This is a genomic window from Nocardia sp. NPDC051911 (assembly GCF_040681035.1).
GTDB lineage: Bacteria > Actinomycetota > Actinomycetes > Mycobacteriales > Mycobacteriaceae > Nocardia > Nocardia sichangensis.
In genome coordinates this window covers 44,673-63,974 of sequence record NZ_JBFAXY010000007.1, presented here as the reverse complement: position 1 = coordinate 63,974, position 19,302 = coordinate 44,673, and the positions used below count along the sequence as shown (strand labels likewise).

The window sequence follows — 19,302 nt, the reverse complement described above, 5'->3', positions numbered from 1 at the left end:
CCCTCTAACTCTTCTCTCAGGAAGCTCGCAAGATCATCGTCCTACGGGTCGGAAACACTCACCCCTCGGGGTGAAACCCGAGGCGAGCACGGGTTCGCGCACCGCGCCCGCGTCAATGGCCGAAATCTCGTCGGCGAGTCGACTTCACCGACCCGATGCCCGCGAAAGACATGTTCGAATTGCCCGGCCGGCAGCACCGAACCGGCCACGTCGGGAAACCCTCAGCGTCGAAACAGAGGCGTTTCCCTTGTCCCGCCGGATCACCTGCGGTTCCCGGTCTTCCGCGGTCGGGAGCAGGCGACCGCGCCCAGGGCAGGCGGATGCCGTTGAGGCGGCGAGAATCTCGCTGAACGGGGTCTACGGCACAACGATTTTCGGCGCGGACGGCCGCCCGGTCGCTACTATCCAACCTACTGTTACCTGATCAACGAGGGGATGTTCGGTGCAGTCAGGCACAAACGGCTCGATCGGCGAGCGCCGCACAATCGCGATCGTCGGCGGGATACGCCCTTGCGGGGTGGAGGACCGTCCGTCGTGGACCGAGGACAACGGCGCCCGAGCCGCGCGGGAGGTCGGCGCCGAACTGGCAAGGGCAGGCTACGACCTCTTCGTCTATTCCAGCGCGCCGCGATTCGTCGAACGCGATGTGGTAGCCGGATACCTTTCCGTCGAGCCGTGCAGAGCCGGTTCCATCCATGTCCGGCCACCGTACGGATCTTCCGAAACCAGTTTCCCGCATCCACCACATAAGTCCGGCGCCTTCGAAATTCGTCATGAAGCGGAAGACGACTGGGAAGTCTCTTATTACCGTTCGCTGCGTGAAGCCGACGGTGTCGTACTCATCGGTGGCGGCCGCACCACATTGATCACCGCGATGGTGGCGATGGCGTTCGATATTCCCCTCGCGCCCGTCGCCGCTTTCGGTGGTGCCGCGCGTAAGGCATGGGTATCGATGGGACGCACCGGCAATCTCGTCACGCCGGAAGAGCTTTCGATCCTGGGCGGCGAGTGGAACGCCGGCGCCGCTGAGAATGTCGTCGCGATCCTGCGCACTCAGCAGGAACGCAAACAATCAGCGGAGACGATGCGGTCGCGCGCCGAGCGGCATGCCGAGTACAAGTCCGGAATCGGGCTGCTCTTCGGCGCGCTCTTGCTGATCGGCGGATTCGCGATGATCCCGCTGGTTTACGCGGTGGACGGCAACGCATCGCTCACCCTGGTCGGGCTGATCGCGGGCTCCCTGCTCGCGGCGACGTCAGGGGCGATAATCCGCACTGCCGTCGACCGCAGGGAGGACTGGGCGCGAAGTTCGGTATTGGGGATGTCGGCGGGTGCGATCGCGGTCCTTTTGTTCATCTCGGCACAATTGGCGACCTCGCCCGATCTGTTGACGGGCCCCGGCGCGCGACGGCTCCTGTTCTTCGTACTGTCCGTCGGTTTCATCGCGGGCTACACCTTCGACGCGGTGTACGCCAAAATCCGCCAACAGCAGGTCGTCGACACATCCGGCCTGCGTTCGGTCCTTCCCGAGCCGCAGGCGGATCAGAATGGCAACTGAGAAAGACTCTTCCAGCAGGCCGAACGTCTTTCTCAGTCACCGGTACCGATCACCCGATGTCAACCTGTTCTTCTGGCGAATCATCCGGAAGGTGCAACCGGTCGCCTTCCGCGTGGACGAAGGGCTGACCTTCACCAGCCCGACACGGCTGGAACGGATGATGCGAGACGCGGACGGGTTCGTGGGCATATACCCGCTACCAGGAGACGCGCAGACGGCGTGGGATCTGCGCACGCTCCAGCACGAAGCGCGGTACTTCCTGCTCGAGTTGAGCATCGCCGCACGCCTGCGGTATCCCAGCATCGTTTTCTGCGACCACCGGTACGGCGCCCTGTTCCGGTGCCCTCCGGAGATACGAGTCGTTGAGTACGACCCGCAGGAGATCACCGACGAACGCTATTCGCCGCTGATCGCGCGCGTCACCAAAGCATTCGAGACTTTCGCCAACGGTTTGCGGGCGCATATCTCCGCACGCGCCGGAACACGCTCGTACCGCCGAAGAGAAGTAGGCCTGCTGCTGAACCGGAGCACCAGGGCGGAGATCGGCGATGTGTTGGAAAGCAGCCTCGAGGAAGCGGTGTGGCAGCCGGTGAACCTGGCCTGGCCGCCTCGACTCGATTTGACGTTCGTCAGCCGGCTGCGCGAACTGGACTGGCTGGTAGTCGCACTCGACGACCCGGCGGCATATATCGCGGCGAGCTTTGCCGCAGGGCACGGCGTGCCTACGCTGCCCCTGTTGCACACGCCTGCCGATAGAGTGCCCGACCAACTCTCCGGAGCGTTGTTCGAGGATGTCCAGCCGCGCCACAGTAGGCGGGTGTTGTCCTGGCAGGATCGCGACGACCTCGGAAGCTCTTTCGAGGAAACCCTCACTGTGATCGGGCATCAGCCCCGGCTTTTCCACGACGCCGATCAGGCCAGCCGATATTTCACCACGGCCGCGCTTCGCAAAGAAGTCGTATTTCTCAGCTACGCCAACGAGGACAGAGAAACGGCGGACCTGTTCAGCCGGGCCCTGCATGCCAGGTTCCAGGAAGTCTTCGACTATCGGAAGACCGGATCCATACGCACCGGACAGAACTGGCTGGACGAACTCATGGACAGCTTGGCGAAGACAGCGGTCGGCGTCCTGCTGCTCTCGCCCAGCTACGTCGCCAGCCCGTATTGCGTAACCGAGGCCCAACGCCTGTACCAGGCCAGCATCGAAGGCCGCGCGACACTGCTACCCGTACGACTTCAGCATGTGGAGCTACCCGAGTTCCTCAAAGGGGTCCAGTACCGCAGGCTTCCCGGCAACACCGAGTCCGATGTCGAAGCGGCGGTGCGGGAACTGATCGAATTACTCGGCGATGCGGAGCTCGGCGAGCAATAGCAACTGCCCCACCCCCGTCTGCGACACACTAGCTTCGTCGAATCGGTGTCCACCCGCGTCCTGACACCTACCGAGCCACCAGAAATAGGGGCTCTCCCGCCTGGTTACGATCAGCCCAACGTTCTGAGAGGAAAATCATGACCAAGCCCTTCGCCGCTGTACTCGCTACGGCCGCCGCCACTCTGCTCTTCCTGCCCGCCGCACCCGCGCAAGCCCAGTCCCCCTTATGCGCCAGGGCCATCGAGCTGATCAACCTCGCGATCGACACGAGCGGCGGCACCATGGACACGGCGACGGCGACCGAGCTGTCCGACCGACTGGGCGGCCTGGCCCTTTTCGCCCAGGGCGCGGAGAAGGACGTCATCACTGCCTACGCCGACGCACTGGTAGATGCCAACGTCACCGACCTCGACCCCTACACCGACAATCTCAACCGCGTCTGCGCCGCCTGACCGCAAGTCACTTAACCCCTCAGCGTCGAATCTGAGGGGTTTTGCGCTGTCTCTACGCATGTCCACCATGGTCGAAACCTTCGCCCGTGAAGCGCGCACGGCACGAGCCGATGCGGCTGCGCTCGCGTCCGAGGTAACGCAATAGGTTGGCTGGAGCACGCGGTCGTAGCCGACACCGCCGCCCGGCGCAGCCTGGCCACGGCGGTAGATCTGGCGGCAGACTCCCGCTACCCGGACCGCCTTGTGCAACCTGGGATTCTCCGGTCCGCGTTGGCTCGGAATCAGGCTGCCGATCCGATGCCACCAGGTCCTGGTCACGCGGCGGGTATCAGCGCCCTCCGGCTCAGGCATCGGTCCGGTCTCGGCACCTATCGCCCACTCCTTTGTACGTGCCTACCCATGTTGACGCACCCGAGCTACCGAGCCGGCGTGCAGAAGGTCGGCCCGGAATCGACCGGCGGCATAGCGAAGTCAGCTGAACCCGCTGATAATGTGCGCCTCCGGCCCCAACGCGTCGCTACCATTATCGAACCAGCCCGTTCTCGGCCATGCTGGATGCGATCCGAGAACGATTGCATTGCGGCCGGACTCGATGCCGATCACGAATATGGATTTCGGAAGCCAACCGTCACCCTCCCGGGTGAGCATGCGCATCGCGATGCGGTTGCCCGTCTGACCTGACCAATCAATGGGATGGTCGGAAAAATCGAAGCTGTAGAGATCGGTCAGCCCCCTCTCTCGTTCATCATGAGGAAGAGACGGGAAGTTGGGATTCACCAGCAGCTCCCATACGTTCCCCGGCCGCAGTCTCTCGATTTGAAGCTCGAACACCGCATCGGAACCGGCGTCCTTTACGTTCGCCGTTGAATGGACAACAATTATCTTCTTGATTGTAGTCATCAGCCGATCCGTCCTTCCGCTTCGCCGTTCTCCTATTGGTCCGGGCCGATGCGGAGATTGCCGTAGCAAGCTGTGCGGAGTCACATCCGGACTCAGTGCCAGATGCGGACCGGGATCATCACAACGCGGTGCTCATCGCTACATCTCCTCAATCGGCCTCGAGCGAATCATGGGCGAACAGAAGCCACAGAGCACGAGTAGGGAACTACTCATTTCCTGCGGCCCACCCCACAACGCGGTACTGACCTCGGGCCGCGCCGAGAGGCCCTCGATGTAGCCCCTATATGGGCGCGGGGGTCCGGCGCCGGGGTCGGCTCAACAGTTCAGAGGGCATTTGTGGGGCGGGCGGGGCTCGAACCCGCGACCAATGGATTATGAGTCCACGGCTCTAACCGACTGAGCTACCGCCCCGTGCCGCGGGGAACCGCGAGCGTTGGGGATGCTACCGGGTCGGGTGGGTTCCGGACCAGTCGGCTGGAGTGACCTAGGGTGGGTGGGTCGGAAACTTACTGGAGGGTCAGGTATGGCCGGTCTGTTCACGAAGGTGCTGAAGGCGCATCAGTGGGTGTACGAGAACAGCGGTGGGCTGGTGGGGCATCGGCTGCTGCTGGGGAATCCGACGCTGCTGCTGCGGACGGTGGGACGCAAGTCCGGCAAGGAACGGACCTCGGCGCTGACGTACGCGCGCGACGGTGCGGACTATCTGGTGACGGCGTCCAACGGCGGATCGCCGCGGCCGCCAGGATGGCTGGCGAACGTGAAGGCCCGACCGGAGTGCGAAATCCAGGTCGGACGGCGGAAACTGACGGTGCGGGCCCGGGCGACGCTGCCGGATGATCCCGAGTACGCGCGGCGGTGGGCGCTCGTCGACGAGGTGAACAAGGGTCGCTACAGCGCCTATCAGAAGCTGACGAAGCGGCCTATCGCGGTCGTGGTGCTGGCCCCGGTGTAGCGGAGCGGGGTCAGCCCTCGCGGTAGTCCTCGTCCCAGTCGTCCTCGTAGTCCTCGGCGTCGTCATGGTCGTCCCATGGCTCGGCTTCCTTCGGCGGCCTGCTGGCGAACTGGACGACAGCTACCACGAAGCCGAGGACCACGATGACGATTGCGACGACGAGCACAGTTTCCACCCCGGCACCCTAGCGCCGTCGCCGGGGCAGCGCACTACGTCGATTGTCCAGTTCGCCGGTTTGTTCACACTGTTAACAAAGTGCGCCCGAGCGCCGCCCTCGACTCGATGGCGGCATGCGCCCGGTCGGCCTGGTCGAGCGGGAAGGTCTGACCGATGACGACCTCGAGGCGGCCCGCGACGACCTCCTCCTGAGCGCGCCGGGCGATCGCCTGCCAATCGATGTCCGCGCCGGTGATGTCGAACAGCCCGTAGACGCTGATGCCGCGCGCCGCGGCGGTTTCCTGGTTCAGTACGGCGAATTGGCCTGCGGCGGCTCCGTATCCGAAAAAACGCCCGCCATCAGCGGCAACCGTGAGCGCCGCCTCGCCGAGCGCGCCGCCCGCGCCGTCGAACACCACGTGCGCGCCCGCTCCCCCGGTCGCGGCGCGCGCCTTCGCCGCCCAGTCGGGCGCGGAGTAGTCGACCACCGCGGTCGCGCCGAGCCGCTCGGCGAGTTCCAGCTTGGCGGCGCCACGTGCGGCGGCGAGGACGTGCGCGCCCGCCGCACGGGCGAGCTGGATCAGCAGCACACCGAGCCCACCGGCCGCGGCGGTGATCAGGACCCATTGCCCAGGCTGGACGGCGGCATGGTCGAACACCGCGAGCGCGGTTCGACCGTCGTGGGCCAGCGCGACGGCCTGCGTCGCGGTCAGCCCCTCCGGCAAGGCAGTCAGCGTATCCGCCTTGGCCAGCGCTTTCTCGGCATATCCGCCGATCGGCAGGCCGCCGCCGATGCCGCTGGCCGCGGTGGGCGTCGACACCCGCTTGCCGATCCAGGACGAATCGACGCCGGAACCGACCGACGCCACCACCCCGGCGACCGCGCCGCCGGGCACATAGGGCAACTCGATCGCGAAGAAGTCGGTTCCCCAACCGCTCCGCAGCCTGGTGTCCAGGAACATCACATCCGCGGCGGCCACGTCGACGACCACCTCCCCTGGTCCCGCCACCGGATCCGGCAGCTCCCGAACCACGAGCACTTCCGGTCCACCGAACTCACCGGCTTGCACAGCCCGCATGTCACACACCCTTCGTCGTTCCTTGCCGTCTTCGGACGAAGATCAGCATGGAACCTGAAGTCGTGTTGAGGTCAAATCGTGCGTCAGGAACCGCCGCCGCAGCTGGAGCTGCTGCCACCACCACAGCTGGAACTGCTGCCACCACCGCAACTGGAACTACTGCCGCCGCCGCAGCTGGAACTACTCCCGCCGCCGCAACCGCTTCCCCCGCCGCAACTGCTGCCGTGGTGATGATGGCCGTGGTGGTGCTGATGCCCGCCGCCACAGCCGCTCGGCTGGTCGGATCCGCCGATCAGACCGGCTCCGCCGGCCGCCCAGAACGGATCTGTGGAACCCCCCTCGTAATATCCGCCGCTTCGGTTCCCACCGCGCCACGCACCGTACGGCGGCGGCTGATAGCGGTTGCGCTGCGAACGGATGATGGCGACTACGGCGATGATCGGAGCCGCCACGAGGAGCAGCACCATCAACAGGATGATCAGAAAGATGAGTGCGCTCATGTCAGAACGGTAGCGGCACATCGGCGCGCACGTACAGTGAACTGTGGTGAACTTCAGGTTCCGTCGAAACCCGGTGCGCGAGGTCGACCTGGCGACCGTACGCGCCGCCGTCGACGCGCTGAAACTGCCCGAGGCAGTCTACAAGACCTGCCCTTGGCAGCCACGGGAATTGGTGGACAAGGGATTGCGCCAGTGGCTGCTGTGCTGCGGCGCGGCCATGCGTGACAACCAGGTGATCGGCATGCCGTCACACGCGGTCGACGAGGCATGGCACGGATTCATCCTGTGCACCACGCGCTACGCCGATTTCTGCGCGAGGGCCTACGGCCGCTTCCTGCACCACTTCCCGGAAGGCGCCGGGCCGGCGAACCCCGCGCACGGATCCATGGACGAACAGCTCGGCCGCACCGTGGTCGCGTGGTCGTTCGTGGCGGCTCCCGGCGAGGAATGCGTGCTGTGGGATCTGGACCGGCGGGTCGGTGTCGAGCACCCGTGGGGCATCGACGCCGATCGGGTCGTGGCCGTCGAGGCGGAGCTGGCCCGCACTCTCGCCTCCTGATCTCAGGTCAGCTTCACCCGCGCCGCCAGGAATCGGACGACGCCGGGCGCGAACCGGCCGAAGTGGTACTGCAAGTGGGCTTCCGGCGTCACCGGCACGATGCCGCGATCCCGCTGCACCGCGCGCACGATCCGCTCGGCCACCTTCTCCGGCCCGTAGCGCCGCATCCGGTACAGGTTGTCGTAACGCTCCTGCTTGCGCTTCTCCTCCTCCGCGCTGACGCCGGAGAACCGAGTGCGCCGCACGATGTCGGTGTGCACGATGCCGGGGCAGATGGTGTGCACCGAGATGCCGCGACCGGCGACTTCCGCTCGCAAGCAGTCGGAGAACATGAACACCGCCGACTTGCTGGTGGCGTAGGCGCTGAACCCCTGCTGCGGACTGTAGGCCGCCATGCTCGACAGGTTCACGATGTGTCCACCGAGACCGCGCTCGGCCATGGCCGGACCGAATGCGCGGCAGCCGTTCACCACCCCGCCTAGGTTGATCCGCAGCACCCGGTCGAATTCCTCCGCCGACGTCTCGAAGAATCCACCGGCCTGACCGATCCCCGCGTTGTTGATCAGGATGTCCGGGACGCCGTGGGTCGCCAGCACCGCCTCGGCGTGCGCGCGCATCGCGCCTTCATCGGCGACGTCGAGCGGATAGGCGTGCGCCGCACCGTGTTCGGCGGCGATCAGCTCGGCGGTCTCCTTCGCCGCCGCCGGATCGATGTCGGAGACGACGATCTCCGCGCCGCGACGGGCCAAGGCGAGCGCGGTCGCGCGCCCGATGCCGCTGCCACCGCCGGTGATGACCGCAAGTCGATCATCGAACGGCCGCGCGGACCGCCCCACCTCGGCGCGGCGCAGAGTCCGGGGCGCCGCCGAGCCGCCGAGGGTGTCGATCAGTTCGGTGGTCGCGGTGGCCAGCAACTCCGGATGAGAGAACGGCATCCAGTGCCCGGCGGGGACGTCCCGCCGCCACAGCCGCTCGGTCCACTTGTGTTCGTCGTCGAATCCGGCGGGTCGCACGGCGACGTCGCGTCCGGCGACGATCAGCTGCACCGGCACCTCGGTGCGCCGCTCGCGTGGGGCGAGCATGCGCTGCACGATGTTCGCGCGGTAGATCAGCAGGCCGTCGACGATGTCGGCGCGAAAGGTGGGGCCGAGACGCACGTTCGACGGCTCGGTCTCGTTCATCAGCGCGACGACCCGCCGCCAGAGGCGTTCGGTCCCTACCAGTCCGAAGGTGGCGCGCGGCAGCCCGGGGGTCATGAAGAAGAAGGTGTAAGCCGAGGACAGCAGTTGGGTGAACGGCTGCCACACGTTGCGCGGTGTCGGACGCGTCAGCCGGTCGCGGATCCATTTGCCGACGTGGTCCAGGTTCGGTCCCGAGACGGAGGTGAACGACGCGATCCGGGCGGCCGCGCCGGGCTCGCACACCGCTTCCCATACCTGCACCGAACCCCAGTCGTGGGCGAGCACATGTACGGGCCGATCGGGGCTGACCGCGTCGGCGACCGCGTAGAAGTCCGCGGCCAGGCGGTCGAGCCGGAAGTCGGCGGTGCGCCGGGTGCGGGTGGAGCGTCCGTGCCCGCGGGTGTCGTAGGCGACGACGTGGAAGCGTCGAGCCAGTCGCGGCACAACGGCGTCCCACAGGTGATGGGTGTCCGGCCAACCGTGCACCAGCACAATGGTTTCCGCGGCCGGGTCGCCGTATTCGTAGACGGCGAGGTCGAATTCGCCACTGCGCACGCTGCGTCCCACCGCGGGGAGTTCGGCGATTTCGGTGGTGGTCATCGAGTTTCTCCTCAGCCGAATGGCGGGTCGGATCACAGATCGAGCACGAGGCGGCCACCGTCGGCGCGCGAGACGCAGACGAGCATCGCGCCCGCCTCGTGCTCGGCGTCGGTGAGCACGCTGTCGCGATGGTCGGGTTCGCCGGCCAGTACCCGGACCTTGCAGGTGCGGCAGAATCCTTGTCTGCACGAGTACGGGCGGTCGGGCCGGAAAGCGAGGATGGCGTCGAGCGCGGTGCGGTCCGCGGCGACCTCGACGACGTCCCCCGTGGAAGCGAATTCGATCTCGAACGGCTTACCGTTCACGATCGGCGGTGGCGAGAACCGCTCGAAATGCAGTTCCACCTGGGGGATTTCCCGCACCGAATCGGCAACGACGGTGATCATCGGCACCGGACCGCAGCAATAGACGGCGGTGTCGGGTCCGACGCCGGGCAGCAAGGCGCCCGCATCGGGGAGACCGTGTTCGTCGTCGGTGCGGACCACGACGCGGTCGCCGAATCCCGCCAACTCGTCGAGGAAGGGCAAGGTATCCCGGCTGCGCCCCGTATACACCATCGACCACTCGATACCCAGCCGGTGCGCCAACCTGACCATGGGCAGGATCGGCGTGACACCGATGCCGCCCGCCACGAAATGCAAACGCGCAGAAAGCGATCCGTGACCGGGCACGGCGAACGGGAAGGCGTTGCGCGGACCGCGCACCACGATCGCCGAACCCACCGGAAGACAGTCGTGCACCTCGACAGATCCACCGCCGCCTTCGGGGATCCGGCGCACCGCCACCCGGTAGGCGCGGACGTCCGCGGGGTCGCCGCACAGCGAGTACTGCCGCAAACGGCCGGAAGGCAACTCGAGGTCGAGATGCGCGCCGGGACGCCAGGGCGGCAACGCGCGCCCGTCGGGGGCGGCGAGCCGCAGGCTCACCACGTCTTGGTCGTGCGCCTCGATCCGCCGCTCGGTGACCACCAGCGCGAGCCGCCGATCGTCCGTCTTCGGCCGCGGATCGCGCCGATTGATCAGAGCGGTCCAGCGCAGTCGAGCCGAGGCCACCGCGTCGAGCACCCGCACGGTGCGGTCGCGCTCGCGTCTGCCGAACAGGTCTGCGGGCAATTGATCGGGAACCGGCGACCTCACGAGGCGATCGCCCGCGCCGCCGGGGACTTTGCCAGATAGGCCACCGCCTGAGCGGTGGAGCCGACCGTCTCCGGGTTGTAGCCGGGCCTGAACGTGCTCAACGCACTCCACAGCAGCGAGGGGACGCCGGGCAACGCGCCGCGCCACATCGCACCGAAGGCCCGCATCAGCAGCCCCGGATAGCCGTAATCGGGCAGGTCGCGGTCCTGGTGGACGAGGAACTTGGTGCCGCGCACCACCAACGTCAGGAAGATGGGGAACACCAGCAGCATGAGGGCCGCGCGCCGCACGTATCCGGCCCCGAAGTACACGGCCACGTCGTGCGCGACGTGCCGGTGCTCGACCTCCTCCGCCCCGTGCCAGCGGAACAGGTCGGCCATGCGCGGGTCGGCGCCGAACCGCTCCAGATCCGCGTTGAGCACCCAGTCGCCGAGGTAGGCGAAGAAGTGCTCCAGGCACGCGATGAAGGCCAGCCGCTCCACCATCACCTGCCGTTCGGCGACGCCTTCGACATCTCTCGGCCCGAGCGTGCGGCGGAACAGATACTCGGCGTGCCGCAGATAGGGCTCGGGATCGATGCCGTGCGCGGCGAGCACCTCGTGCAACACCTTGTCGTGCGTCTCGGCGTGCATCGATTCCTGACCGATGAACCCGAGCATCGCCTCCCGCAGCCGCTCGTCCCGCACGTACGGCAGCGCCTCGGCGTAGGCGGCGCAGAACATGCGCTCCCCTTCGGGCAGCAGGAGATTCAGCGAGTTGATCAGATGCGAGGCGATGGGCTCGGCGGGCATCCAGCGCAGCGGCGTGTCCGACCAGTCGAAGCGCACGTTGCGGGCGTGCAGCGCCACGGCGCCCGGGTCGGTGTCGGGCCGCCGCCCGGCCCTGCGAAGTAGCTTCATCGATACTCCTCGATCCTCACGCGCCCGCGTCGCCGCGCGATTCCTACATATCCGTAGCAAGGATCATACACATACGTGGAACTTTCGGTAACACACAAAAGCGTCACGCACCGCTGTACGGTGACACCACCCGCGACAGTCGTCACACCTGCCGCTTCCGGCCCAAAATTAGAACGTGTTCTAGTAGTCTTTTGCTATGGAACGATTGACCGGATTGGATGCCAGCTTTCTCTACTTGGAAACCGGGACCCAGCATCTGCACGTCTGCGCGCTGCTGATCCTCGACCCGTCGTCGGGCGGCTACTCGTTCGACGGCTTCAAAGCCGAACTGGCTCGGCGACTTCCCCTGATTCCGCAGATGCGCCGCCGCGTGTACGAGGTGCCGTTGAACCTCGACCATCCCGTGTGGGTGGAGGACGAGAATTTCGACCTCGACTACCACGTCCGCCGCATCGCGATCGCGGCGCCGGCCGGACGCCGCGAACTGGCCGAACTCGTCGGGGACATCGCCAGCCGCCCCATGGATCGCGACCGCCCGTTGTGGGAGATGTCCGTGGTGGAGGGTCTCGACGACGGGAAGGTCGCGGTGGTCTGCAAATACCACCACGCCGCCGTGGACGGCATCACCGGCGCCGACCTGATGATGCACCTGTGCGATCTGGAGCCGGGTGCCGCCAAGGAGGTACCCGACCAGGAGTGGCGCCCCGAGCCGAAACCGAATGACTGGCAATTGCTGGCCGAGGCGGTGGTGAAGTTCCCGACCCGAGCGGGCATCGTCGGGATGCTGCCGAAAACGGTCGGCGTAGTCGCCGGTTTCGCGCAGCGCCGTCGCCAGAACAAGACGGGCATGGCCATCCCGTTCTCCGCTCCCCGCACGCCGTTCAATCTCGCCATCACCCCGCACCGCGCCGTCGCGTTCACCGAGGCCGAACTCGACGCCGTCAAGGAGATCCGCTCCGCGTTCGGCGTCAAGGTGAACGACGTGGTGCTGACCGTCGTCGCCGGTGCGCTGCGCGCCTATCTGGCCGGGCGCGACGAGCTGCCGGACCGCTCGCTCATCGCGTCCGTACCCGTGTCCGTGCACGAGTCGACCCGGCACAAGGCCGGGATCAACAAGGTGTCCACGCTGTTCGCGCGGCTGGGCACCGACCTCGCCGACCCGGTGGAACGCCTGCGCGAGGTGGCCGAGGCCAACCGGGGGGCCAAGGAAGAGCACGAGGTGATGGGTGCCGACTTCCTGCAGGACTGGTCGAAATACGCCCCGCCGAACACATTCCGGCTCGCCGCACGGATGTACTCCTCGCTCAAGCTGGCGGAGAAGCACCCGGTGGTGCACAACTTGGTGGTGTCCAACGTGCCCGGTCCGCCGATGCCGCTGTACTTCCTCGGCATCCGGGTGGACGGGATGTACCCGTTCGGACCGGTGTTCCACGGCGCGGGCCTGACGGTGACCGTGCTGTCGAACAACGACAAGCTGAATTTCGGATTCATCGCCTGCAAGGAATTGGTGCCCGACATCGCCGCGCTGGCCGACGCCGTTCCCGGCGTGGTCGCCGAATTGCTCGCCGCGGCACGCACGTCGGGCTGAGCGCCGGGTCCCGGTCCGCCACCGCTGCCGGACGGGACCCGCCGAGTCACATCTTCGCGGCGACGGCCGCACAGGCTTCGAGCAGCACCGGTACGAAACGATCGGCTTCCAGCACACAGGACGCGTGCCCGGCCGCGACCAGATGCTTGCTCGCCCCTGGAATCATCGTCGCCAACTCCATCTGCCGATAGACGGGAATCGCGCGATCTCGGGTCGTGATCACCACCGCCGTCGGCATCGTCAGCTCCGGCAACCACGCGGTCGCGTCGAAGCGCCCCACCGCGGCGAGCACCTGGGTGAGCGCCCACCCGCTGGTGCTGCGGAACTCGCCGAGCGCCCAGCGATCCAAGCGTCCCGGCGCCCACGTGATCTCGGGAAGCTCGGGCAGACGGCCCGCGAGCTTCTCGGCACGGCGGTAGGCGTATTGCTCCACAGCGGCGGCGACAGCGCCGAACGTCCGGTGAAAAGCGTGCTCGCGCCATTTCTCGCGGAACCGATAGGGCGTCGCGCACAGCACCAGGCCGCTCACTCGGTCCGGATGGCGATGTCCCGCCAGCAGGCTGACGATTCCGCCCAGCGAAAACCCGGCGCAGATGGCTCGGTCGATCTCCAACGCGTCGAGCACGGCCGCCACGTCGTCGGCGCAATCCTCCAGGGTGAACCGCTCGGAGCGGATGCCGCGCCCGTGCCACCGTTGGTCGAACAGGATGACCCGGTACCGCCGGGCCAGCTCCGCCAGCGACGGGAACCAGGTGAGGTACGCGGTGCAGGCGGTGGCGTGCAGCAGCACCAGCGCGGGCGCGTGCTCGGGCCCCGGGATGTCGACCACGTAGGTCCGGCCTCGACCCGCCAGCTCGACCAGGCGGCCACCGGGCACCTCGGCGATATCCGGCACCCGCAAACGTCCGCCGAACCGCGTCACGCTTCGGCCGGGGTTCGTCATAGCGCACCTCCCGAGTGGTCACACCTCCGCAATTCTAGAACACGTTCCATATCTGCGGCGCACAGGAATGGCATCGACGGCCCGCTCACCGGGACGCGCGGTCGATCACGCTGTCACCGGCGACCGCCTGGGCTACTGTCGCGAGACGTGTCGACACCAGGCGCATTTTCTGTAACGTGTTACAGGCAGATCGAGAGACGGAGGTACCCCGGATGGGGCGGTTGACCGGCAAGGTGGCGTTGATCAGCGGCGGAGCGCGTGGCATGGGCGCGGCGCACGCCAAGGCCCTGGTCGCCGAGGACGCGCGCGTGGTGCTGGGCGACGTGCTCGACGACGAGGGCGCCGCGGTCGCCGCGGAACTCGGCGACAACGCCGCCTACGTCCACCTCGACGTGCGCGAGCCGGAAGACTGGCGCAAAGCCGTCGGCGCGGCGGTGGAGCGCTTCGGTTCGCTGAGTGTCCTGGTGAACAACGCGGGCATCGTGAACGGCAACCTGCTCGTCGCGTTCGAATTGGCCGAGTGGCAACGGATCATCGACATCAACCTCACCGGCACATTCCTCGGGATGCAGGCCGCTACGCCCGCGATGATCGATGCAGGCGGCGGCTCGATCATCAACATCTCCTCCGTCGAAGGCATGCGCGGCAGCCCGGGCCTGCACGGCTACACGGCCACCAAGTTCGCCGTGCGCGGGCTCACCAAATCCACCGCGCTCGAGCTGGCGCAGTACAAGATCCGAGTGAATTCCGTGCACCCCGGCTTGATCCGTACACCGATGACCGAGAACATCCCGGAGGACTTCCTCCAGATCCCGCTCGGCCGCGGCGCCGACCCGTCCGAGGTCTCCGCGCTGGTGACGTTCCTGGCCAGCGACGAATCGTCGTACTCGACCGGCGCCGAGTTCGTGGTGGACGGCGGTCTCACCGTAGGCGTTCCGCACAAGAGCTTCTGAGTCACCCGCGGGTGGCCAGCAGGGCGAGCGGCGGAAGCGACACCAGCGCCGCGGCCACGATCGCGTTGCTCCACTTGTAGGCCACCAGCAGCGCGGCGAACTCGCGCAGGAAGGCGCTCGGCAAGTAGTAGAAGGCGGTCTTGGCGCCCGTCACCTCGGCGTCGAGGTCGAGGCGGCGGGCCAGGATCGCCGTGCGCAACATGTGAAAGTTGCTCGTCACCAGCACCATGCGCGTAGTGGGACCGCGCTCGCCGAGCAGCCGTTTGGTGAAGAGCAGATTCTCCTCGGTCGTTCCCGACCGGTCTTCCAGCACGACGCGGTCTTCCGGCACGCCCCGGTCGATCAAGTAATCACCCATGGCCGACGCCTCGGAGACCTCCTCGTCGTCTCCTCTACCGCCACTGGCGATCAGCAGTGGGGCGCGCCCAGCACCGGCTTCGTCACGGTAGACCTCGATCGCCCGATCCAGGCGCGCGGCCAGCAGCGGCGGCACCTCACCGTCGACCAGCCCGGCGCCGTGCACGACGATCGCGTCCATCCCGGGACGGTAGGGCAACAGTCCGTAGCACAGGGAATACAACAGGAACGCCGCGAACAGAAATCCGACGTAGCTGATCGTCATCGTGAGCGACGCCAGAAGCACTACCAGCCAGATGTTCTCGGTCAGCAGTGCCAGGAGGAGCACCACGTACGGCGTCAACAGGGCGATACCGAGTCCGAGCGGCAACAGATTCGGAAGACGCCAACCCTCACGGCGCACCAACTGCGCGCCGTTGGCGATCGACAACCCGGCCAGCGCCAGCACCAGCAGCGGTGACAGCAGCACCACCAGCGGCGCGAGCACCACCGTGCGATCGCCCTCGATGATCCGGCCGACCACCCACGCGCCGACGAACCCCAGCCCGAGGAGCAGGAACACCCCGTGGCCCAGACGCCTGCGGTCCCTGCCGAATCGCACCGCGAACACACCGAGCAGGACCACGCCGACGACCAGCAAAAGCACCGGGTCACGGTAGCCGACGGGCGCGCGGCGCGCCCCTCCGTCGACGGGCGGCGCGGCGACCTCGGCTTTTCCCGATCGTCCCCTACAGTGTGCAGGTCCGGGCATCGGTCGCGAGCGACCGGTGTCCGGCTGCATTCGGCTTCAGCACACCAGCGTTACTGAACAGCACGTTGTGATGAAGGGGAGTCGACGAAAACCATGCTTCGATTATTCATCGCCACCGCAGCGGCCGCCCTCTGTGTGATCACACCGCAGGCCGCGGCGCAACCGATCTACCCCGCACCGGATCCGGATCCGTTCTACGCCGCTTCGGCGGGATTGGACCACGCCGGGCCGGGCGACGTCCTCGCCGTCCGCCCGATGCCCGCGCTACCGATGTTTCCCGGCTCGACGGTCACGATGATCAAATTCCGCTCCACCAACTCCGCGGGCGAGCCGATCGCGGCCACCACCACCGTGCTGACGCCGCAGAATCCCACCCCCGGCAGGCCACTGCTGTCCTATCAGCACATCATCAACGCACTCGGCACCCAGTGCACGGTGTCGCGCGTGCTCTACACCAGCGACCCCAACCTGTCGATCCGCGAAGCGCCCGCGCTCAATGCCCTCCTGCTGCGCGGCTGGTCGGTCGCTCTCCCCGACCACCTCGGACCCACCAGTGCCTACGGCGCCGCCAAACTCGGCGGCATGATCACGCTGGACGGCATCCGCGCCGCACGGCGGGTCGCCGAACTCGGATTGGCGGACAGCCCGGTCGGCCTGCTCGGCTATTCCGGCGGAGGCATGGCGAGCGCGTGGGCGGCCGCGCTGGCGCCGACCTACGCGCCGGAACTGTCGCTCGTCGGGGTCGCCTCGGGCGGGGTGCCGATGAATCTGGTCAAGATGATCGAGGGCCTCGGCTACGCGCCGCACGCGGTGTTCGGTCTCGCTTTCGCCGCCGCCCTCGGGCTGGAGCGTGAGTACCCGACGCGGCTGCCGGTGAGCGATCAGCTGAATTCGCTCGGGCTGTCGGTCCGCAATCGGATCGCCAACAGTTGCACCAACGACATCCTGCTGGTCGGCGCAGGCCGCGGCATCGTGGACGTCGCGGCCTCGAACTCACTGGCCGACGACAAGCGCGCACGCGAGGTGCTCGAGGAGAACAGCCTCGAACTCTACGAAGACATCCCGGCCACGCCGAGCTACCAATGGCGGGCGGAGCAGGACACTCTCATCCCGGTTGAGTCGGTCGACGCTACGGTTCGGCGGTATTGCGCCGCGGGTGCGCGAGTGCAATACGAGAAATTCCCGAGCCCGGACCATCTGTCCGCCGCGGTGCTCGGCGTACCGTCCGCGCTCAGTTGGCTGGAAGCGCGCTTCAAAGGTGTTCCCGCGCCGAGTAATTGCTGAGAACGGCCCGGCGGTGGTTCACCGCCGGGCCGGTGACGGGCCGTTCCGCCAAACGGCCACATCGAATCTCGCGGGAGCTAGGCGTCCTTGCCGCTCTCGTACGCGCTCTGACGGGCCTCGTCGAGATCTGCTTCCGCACGGGCCTTTTCGGCCTCGGCTTCCTTCTGCGCCGCCTCCCGCTGCGATTCGGCCTTGTCCTGCTGTGCGCGACCCTCTTTCTTCAGGTCCTCGTCACCGGTGACGACGCCGGCGGCTTCCTTCGCCTTCCCCTTGGCGTCCTCGACGACACCTTCGACAGCTTCCAGGGGTCCGCTCCGATGCTCGGGCATCACATACCTCCCAATTCCTTGTCGGCTGACATGGGTCGCATACCCGGGTCCGGCAGAGCCAATCACCTTGTGAGCGCTGCCACGGGTTGCCTTCACTCGTTCCCGCGCGACCGCGACGCGAACAGCCGTACGAACCGCTGCCCGGAGCCGCCAATTCCCGTAGGGATCCGGCCGCTCATCGAGCAATATCTTGCCGAGTCTTCGCGTTCCCCGGCAATGGCGTGCTCCGCGCGTGCGCCGCCGAATCGAATCGCGCACGCTCGCCACCATTCTTCCGGCATGTGTCAGCGCGGAGGTCAGTACCCGGAACGCGGCTCGAAACCGGGGTCTGGAAGGGAGGGCGGCTCCGCGGGCTGCTGCGGCGCGGGTCTGGGCTGCGGCGCGGCGGGCTGCGGCTGCGGCTGCGGCTGCGGCTGCGGCTGCGGCTGCGGCTGCGGCTGCGGCTGCGGCTGCGGGACGCGTACGCCGACAGGGGGCTCGGCCAAGGGTTCCGGCGCGTCGGGTTCCGGCAGAGCCGCCTCCGAAACAGAAGCCTCCGGAGGCGCCGAAGCGATCGGCGACACCGGCGCGGGCGCCGCGGCGGACGTCGGACTCGTGGCCGACGTCGACGCTGCCGGTGCGGCGGGCTCCGACTCCGACGGCTGCGCGCATCCGCCGATCGCGAGCGCGACGATGCCCAACGCGAGCGGCAACCGACGGGATTCGGATCGGAGAGCAGGCACGAGGCAACGCTAGTGCCGGCACGGTACCCGCGGCAGTCGGCCGTTCGACCGACAGCGGCGGGCGGCGGCCCGACGCGATACTGGAACCTCCTGTGCCGTCGAAAGATTGGGTGTGCGATGAGATCCGTCCGAGGTAGGTCGACGGCTACCGCGGCGCTCGTAGCGATCTCGTTGCTCGCCCTGCCCTCCGGCACGACCGCCACGGCCGATCCGGCCGGCGCCGCGACGCTGGTCGTCCTCGGCGACTCGTTCACCGCCACCGCGCCCGTCCTCGGCCATGCCGACGACGGGTGCGCTCGGTCACCGAACTCTTGGCCGAACAAACTCGCCACATCGACAAGGCTCTCCGGCACCGCCGGATTCGTAGACGTGTCCTGCAACGGCGGCACGATCGACACCGGGAACGGCTGGACGCTCGTGCATCAGACACGAAAGGCCCACGCGCAGGGCGCGTTCGGGTCCGATACACGTGCCGTCCTGATCCAAGCGGGCCTGAACGACATCTGGGGTGCGTCGAGCGGGACCGCGTTTCCCTCGACCGACTGTCTCCTCGACATCGTCGAGGGGTGCGGGCTCGACGCGGCTGAGCAGAACCGGCTGCCCGACTACCACGCGGTGACCGGCGCGACCTACGCGGACCGCGTACGCGAGGTCGTCACGTTCGTGCGTTACTACGCCCCGAACGCGCGGGTGGCGCTCGTCGGATACCCGGAGATCTTTCCTCCGGGGCAGCCCGCGGCATGCATGGATCTCGCCGTGGTCGGTCGGGTCGTCCAGCCGCGCGCGGAAGGCTACATCGCTTATCTCGATCGCCTGCAGGACGCGCAACGTGCCGCCGCGCAGCTGCTCGGCATCGAGTTCGTCGACGTGCGCGCGATCACCGCGGGGCACGCCAGTTGCTCGGAGGAGCCGTGGATCAGCGGGCTCGCAGGCGCGGACTCGCCGTTCGACGGCGCCCCGGTGCACCCCAACGCGCAGGGCAACGGCGCCGTCGCCGTGCAGGTGCGCCAGCGGTTCGGGCTCTGAGCGCG

The 19,302-nt window shown here is 67.4% G+C and carries 20 protein-coding genes and 1 tRNA gene; 10 read left to right on the top strand and 11 right to left on the bottom strand.

Annotated elements, in window-relative coordinates; genetic code table 11:
* Positions 1 to 874 precede the first annotated feature (874 nt).
* From AB0L97_RS10790 to AB0L97_RS10780, 3 genes are all read left to right on the top strand, one after another.
* A complete protein-coding gene (locus AB0L97_RS10790) occupies positions 875 to 1,558 on the top strand; it encodes a hypothetical protein (RefSeq protein ID WP_364427516.1) in 684 nt (227 codons plus the stop codon).
* A complete protein-coding gene (locus AB0L97_RS10785) occupies positions 1,548 to 2,930 on the top strand; it encodes a toll/interleukin-1 receptor domain-containing protein (protein WP_364427513.1) in 1,383 nt (460 codons plus the stop codon). The genes AB0L97_RS10790 and AB0L97_RS10785 overlap by 11 nt, the downstream gene beginning before the upstream one ends.
* Positions 2,931 to 3,067: 137 nt before the next feature.
* Positions 3,068 to 3,382, top strand: a complete 315-nt coding sequence (locus AB0L97_RS10780; protein WP_364427510.1) for a hypothetical protein — start codon at positions 3,068 to 3,070, stop codon at positions 3,380 to 3,382.
* 471 nt (positions 3,383 to 3,853) lie between these two features.
* On the opposite strand, the gene AB0L97_RS10775 is transcribed toward AB0L97_RS10780, so the two are convergent.
* Positions 3,854 to 4,282 carry a hypothetical protein gene (locus AB0L97_RS10775; protein ID WP_364427507.1) on the bottom strand — a complete coding sequence of 143 codons (429 nt, stop codon included), beginning with the start codon at positions 4,280 to 4,282 and terminating at the stop codon, positions 3,854 to 3,856.
* 337 nt (positions 4,283 to 4,619) lie between these two features.
* Positions 4,620 to 4,693 (bottom strand) — tRNA-Ile (locus AB0L97_RS10770).
* A 112-nt stretch (positions 4,694 to 4,805) separates the two neighbouring features.
* On the opposite strand from AB0L97_RS10770, the gene AB0L97_RS10765 reads away from it, so the two are divergent.
* Positions 4,806 to 5,234 (top strand): nitroreductase/quinone reductase family protein, encoded by a 429-nt coding sequence (locus tag AB0L97_RS10765; protein ID WP_364427504.1) that lies wholly within the window; start codon positions 4,806 to 4,808, stop codon positions 5,232 to 5,234.
* Positions 5,235 to 5,244: 10 nt separating this feature from the next.
* On the opposite strand, the gene AB0L97_RS10760 is transcribed toward AB0L97_RS10765, so the two are convergent.
* Together AB0L97_RS10760 and AB0L97_RS10755 are read right to left on the bottom strand one after the other, a co-directional pair.
* Positions 5,245 to 5,409: a hypothetical protein gene (locus AB0L97_RS10760; RefSeq protein WP_355072572.1), complete on the bottom strand. Its 165-nt coding sequence runs from the start codon at positions 5,407 to 5,409 to the stop codon at positions 5,245 to 5,247.
* 64 nt (positions 5,410 to 5,473) lie between these two features.
* Positions 5,474 to 6,469 (bottom strand): zinc-binding dehydrogenase, encoded by a 996-nt coding sequence (locus AB0L97_RS10755; RefSeq protein ID WP_355072571.1) that lies wholly within the window; start codon positions 6,467 to 6,469, stop codon positions 5,474 to 5,476.
* 78 nt (positions 6,470 to 6,547) lie between these two features.
* Here AB0L97_RS10755 and AB0L97_RS10750 point away from each other — a divergent pair, with 78 nt between their 5' ends.
* Positions 6,548 to 6,700: a hypothetical protein gene (locus AB0L97_RS10750; RefSeq protein ID WP_174553193.1), complete on the top strand. Its 153-nt coding sequence runs from the start codon at positions 6,548 to 6,550 to the stop codon at positions 6,698 to 6,700.
* Between the two features lie 342 nt (positions 6,701 to 7,042).
* The gene (locus AB0L97_RS10745; RefSeq protein WP_364427958.1) at positions 7,043 to 7,528 is read left to right on the top strand and encodes a hypothetical protein; all 486 of its coding nucleotides are present in this window, start codon (positions 7,043 to 7,045) and stop codon (positions 7,526 to 7,528) included.
* Between the two features lie 2 nt (positions 7,529 to 7,530).
* Here AB0L97_RS10745 and AB0L97_RS10740 read toward each other — a convergent pair whose 3' ends face one another.
* The 3 genes from AB0L97_RS10740 to AB0L97_RS10730 all read right to left on the bottom strand — a co-directional run bounded on the left by AB0L97_RS10740 (position 7,531) and on the right by AB0L97_RS10730 (position 11,344).
* Complete coding sequence (locus AB0L97_RS10740; protein ID WP_364427498.1) at positions 7,531 to 9,309, bottom strand: SDR family oxidoreductase; 1,779 nt, start codon at positions 9,307 to 9,309, stop codon at positions 7,531 to 7,533.
* A 32-nt stretch (positions 9,310 to 9,341) separates the two neighbouring features.
* Positions 9,342 to 10,373 carry a PDR/VanB family oxidoreductase gene (locus AB0L97_RS10735; RefSeq protein ID WP_364427955.1) on the bottom strand — a complete coding sequence of 344 codons (1,032 nt, stop codon included), beginning with the start codon at positions 10,371 to 10,373 and terminating at the stop codon, positions 9,342 to 9,344.
* A 68-nt stretch (positions 10,374 to 10,441) separates the two neighbouring features.
* Positions 10,442 to 11,344, bottom strand: a complete 903-nt coding sequence (locus AB0L97_RS10730; RefSeq protein ID WP_355072566.1) for a metal-dependent hydrolase — start codon at positions 11,342 to 11,344, stop codon at positions 10,442 to 10,444.
* Between the two features lie 196 nt (positions 11,345 to 11,540).
* On the opposite strand from AB0L97_RS10730, the gene AB0L97_RS10725 reads away from it, so the two are divergent.
* Entirely contained in the window at positions 11,541 to 12,932 is a 1,392-nt protein-coding gene (locus tag AB0L97_RS10725; RefSeq protein ID WP_364427494.1) for a wax ester/triacylglycerol synthase family O-acyltransferase, read from the top strand.
* A 46-nt stretch (positions 12,933 to 12,978) separates the two neighbouring features.
* On the opposite strand, the gene AB0L97_RS10720 is transcribed toward AB0L97_RS10725, so the two are convergent.
* Entirely contained in the window at positions 12,979 to 13,875 is an 897-nt protein-coding gene (locus tag AB0L97_RS10720) for an alpha/beta hydrolase (RefSeq protein WP_364427491.1), read from the bottom strand.
* Between the two features lie 212 nt (positions 13,876 to 14,087).
* Between AB0L97_RS10720 and AB0L97_RS10715 the strand changes: the two genes are divergently transcribed.
* Positions 14,088 to 14,828, top strand: a complete 741-nt coding sequence (locus tag AB0L97_RS10715; protein WP_364427488.1) for a glucose 1-dehydrogenase — start codon at positions 14,088 to 14,090, stop codon at positions 14,826 to 14,828.
* 1 nt (position 14,829) lies between these two features.
* Here the strand turns inward: AB0L97_RS10715 and AB0L97_RS10710 are convergent, their stop codons facing one another.
* Positions 14,830 to 15,831, bottom strand: a complete 1,002-nt coding sequence (locus tag AB0L97_RS10710) for a YdcF family protein (protein ID WP_364427485.1) — start codon at positions 15,829 to 15,831, stop codon at positions 14,830 to 14,832.
* Positions 15,832 to 16,029: 198 nt separating this feature from the next.
* On the opposite strand from AB0L97_RS10710, the gene AB0L97_RS10705 reads away from it, so the two are divergent.
* On the top strand, positions 16,030 to 17,220 hold the full coding sequence (locus AB0L97_RS10705) for a lipase family protein (RefSeq protein ID WP_355072558.1): 1,191 nt from the start codon (positions 16,030 to 16,032) through the stop codon (positions 17,218 to 17,220).
* 77 nt (positions 17,221 to 17,297) lie between these two features.
* On the opposite strand, the gene AB0L97_RS10700 is transcribed toward AB0L97_RS10705, so the two are convergent.
* A complete protein-coding gene (locus AB0L97_RS10700; RefSeq protein WP_039804891.1) occupies positions 17,298 to 17,549 on the bottom strand; it encodes a CsbD family protein in 252 nt (83 codons plus the stop codon).
* 296 nt (positions 17,550 to 17,845) lie between these two features.
* The gene (locus AB0L97_RS10695; protein ID WP_364427480.1) at positions 17,846 to 18,271 is read right to left on the bottom strand and encodes a hypothetical protein; all 426 of its coding nucleotides are present in this window, start codon (positions 18,269 to 18,271) and stop codon (positions 17,846 to 17,848) included.
* A 117-nt stretch (positions 18,272 to 18,388) separates the two neighbouring features.
* Between AB0L97_RS10695 and AB0L97_RS10690 the strand changes: the two genes are divergently transcribed.
* Positions 18,389 to 19,297 carry an SGNH/GDSL hydrolase family protein gene (locus tag AB0L97_RS10690; protein WP_364427477.1) on the top strand — a complete coding sequence of 303 codons (909 nt, stop codon included), beginning with the start codon at positions 18,389 to 18,391 and terminating at the stop codon, positions 19,295 to 19,297.
* The last annotated feature ends 5 nt before the right edge of the window (positions 19,298 to 19,302 follow it).

Coding starts and splice junctions, on each gene's coding strand:
- AB0L97_RS10740 (WP_364427498.1), bottom strand. CDS start 9,309: ATGACCACCACCGAAATCGCCGAACTCCCCGCGGTGGGACGCAGCGTG.
- AB0L97_RS10715 (WP_364427488.1), top strand. CDS start 14,088: ATGGGGCGGTTGACCGGCAAGGTGGCGTTGATCAGCGGCGGAGCGCGT.
- AB0L97_RS10730 (WP_355072566.1), bottom strand. CDS start 11,344: ATGAAGCTACTTCGCAGGGCCGGGCGGCGGCCCGACACCGACCCGGGC.
- AB0L97_RS10765 (WP_364427504.1), top strand. CDS start 4,806: ATGGCCGGTCTGTTCACGAAGGTGCTGAAGGCGCATCAGTGGGTGTAC.
- AB0L97_RS10790 (WP_364427516.1), top strand. CDS start 875: ATGGTGGCGATGGCGTTCGATATTCCCCTCGCGCCCGTCGCCGCTTTC.
- AB0L97_RS10755 (WP_355072571.1), bottom strand. CDS start 6,469: ATGCGGGCTGTGCAAGCCGGTGAGTTCGGTGGACCGGAAGTGCTCGTG.
- AB0L97_RS10785 (WP_364427513.1), top strand. CDS start 1,548: ATGGCAACTGAGAAAGACTCTTCCAGCAGGCCGAACGTCTTTCTCAGT.
- AB0L97_RS10775 (WP_364427507.1), bottom strand. CDS start 4,282: ATGACTACAATCAAGAAGATAATTGTTGTCCATTCAACGGCGAACGTA.
- AB0L97_RS10700 (WP_039804891.1), bottom strand. CDS start 17,549: ATGCCCGAGCATCGGAGCGGACCCCTGGAAGCTGTCGAAGGTGTCGTC.
- AB0L97_RS10690 (WP_364427477.1), top strand. CDS start 18,389: ATGAGATCCGTCCGAGGTAGGTCGACGGCTACCGCGGCGCTCGTAGCG.
- AB0L97_RS10725 (WP_364427494.1), top strand. CDS start 11,541: ATGGAACGATTGACCGGATTGGATGCCAGCTTTCTCTACTTGGAAACC.
- AB0L97_RS10780 (WP_364427510.1), top strand. CDS start 3,068: ATGACCAAGCCCTTCGCCGCTGTACTCGCTACGGCCGCCGCCACTCTG.
- AB0L97_RS10705 (WP_355072558.1), top strand. CDS start 16,030: ATGCTTCGATTATTCATCGCCACCGCAGCGGCCGCCCTCTGTGTGATC.
- AB0L97_RS10720 (WP_364427491.1), bottom strand. CDS start 13,875: ATGACGAACCCCGGCCGAAGCGTGACGCGGTTCGGCGGACGTTTGCGG.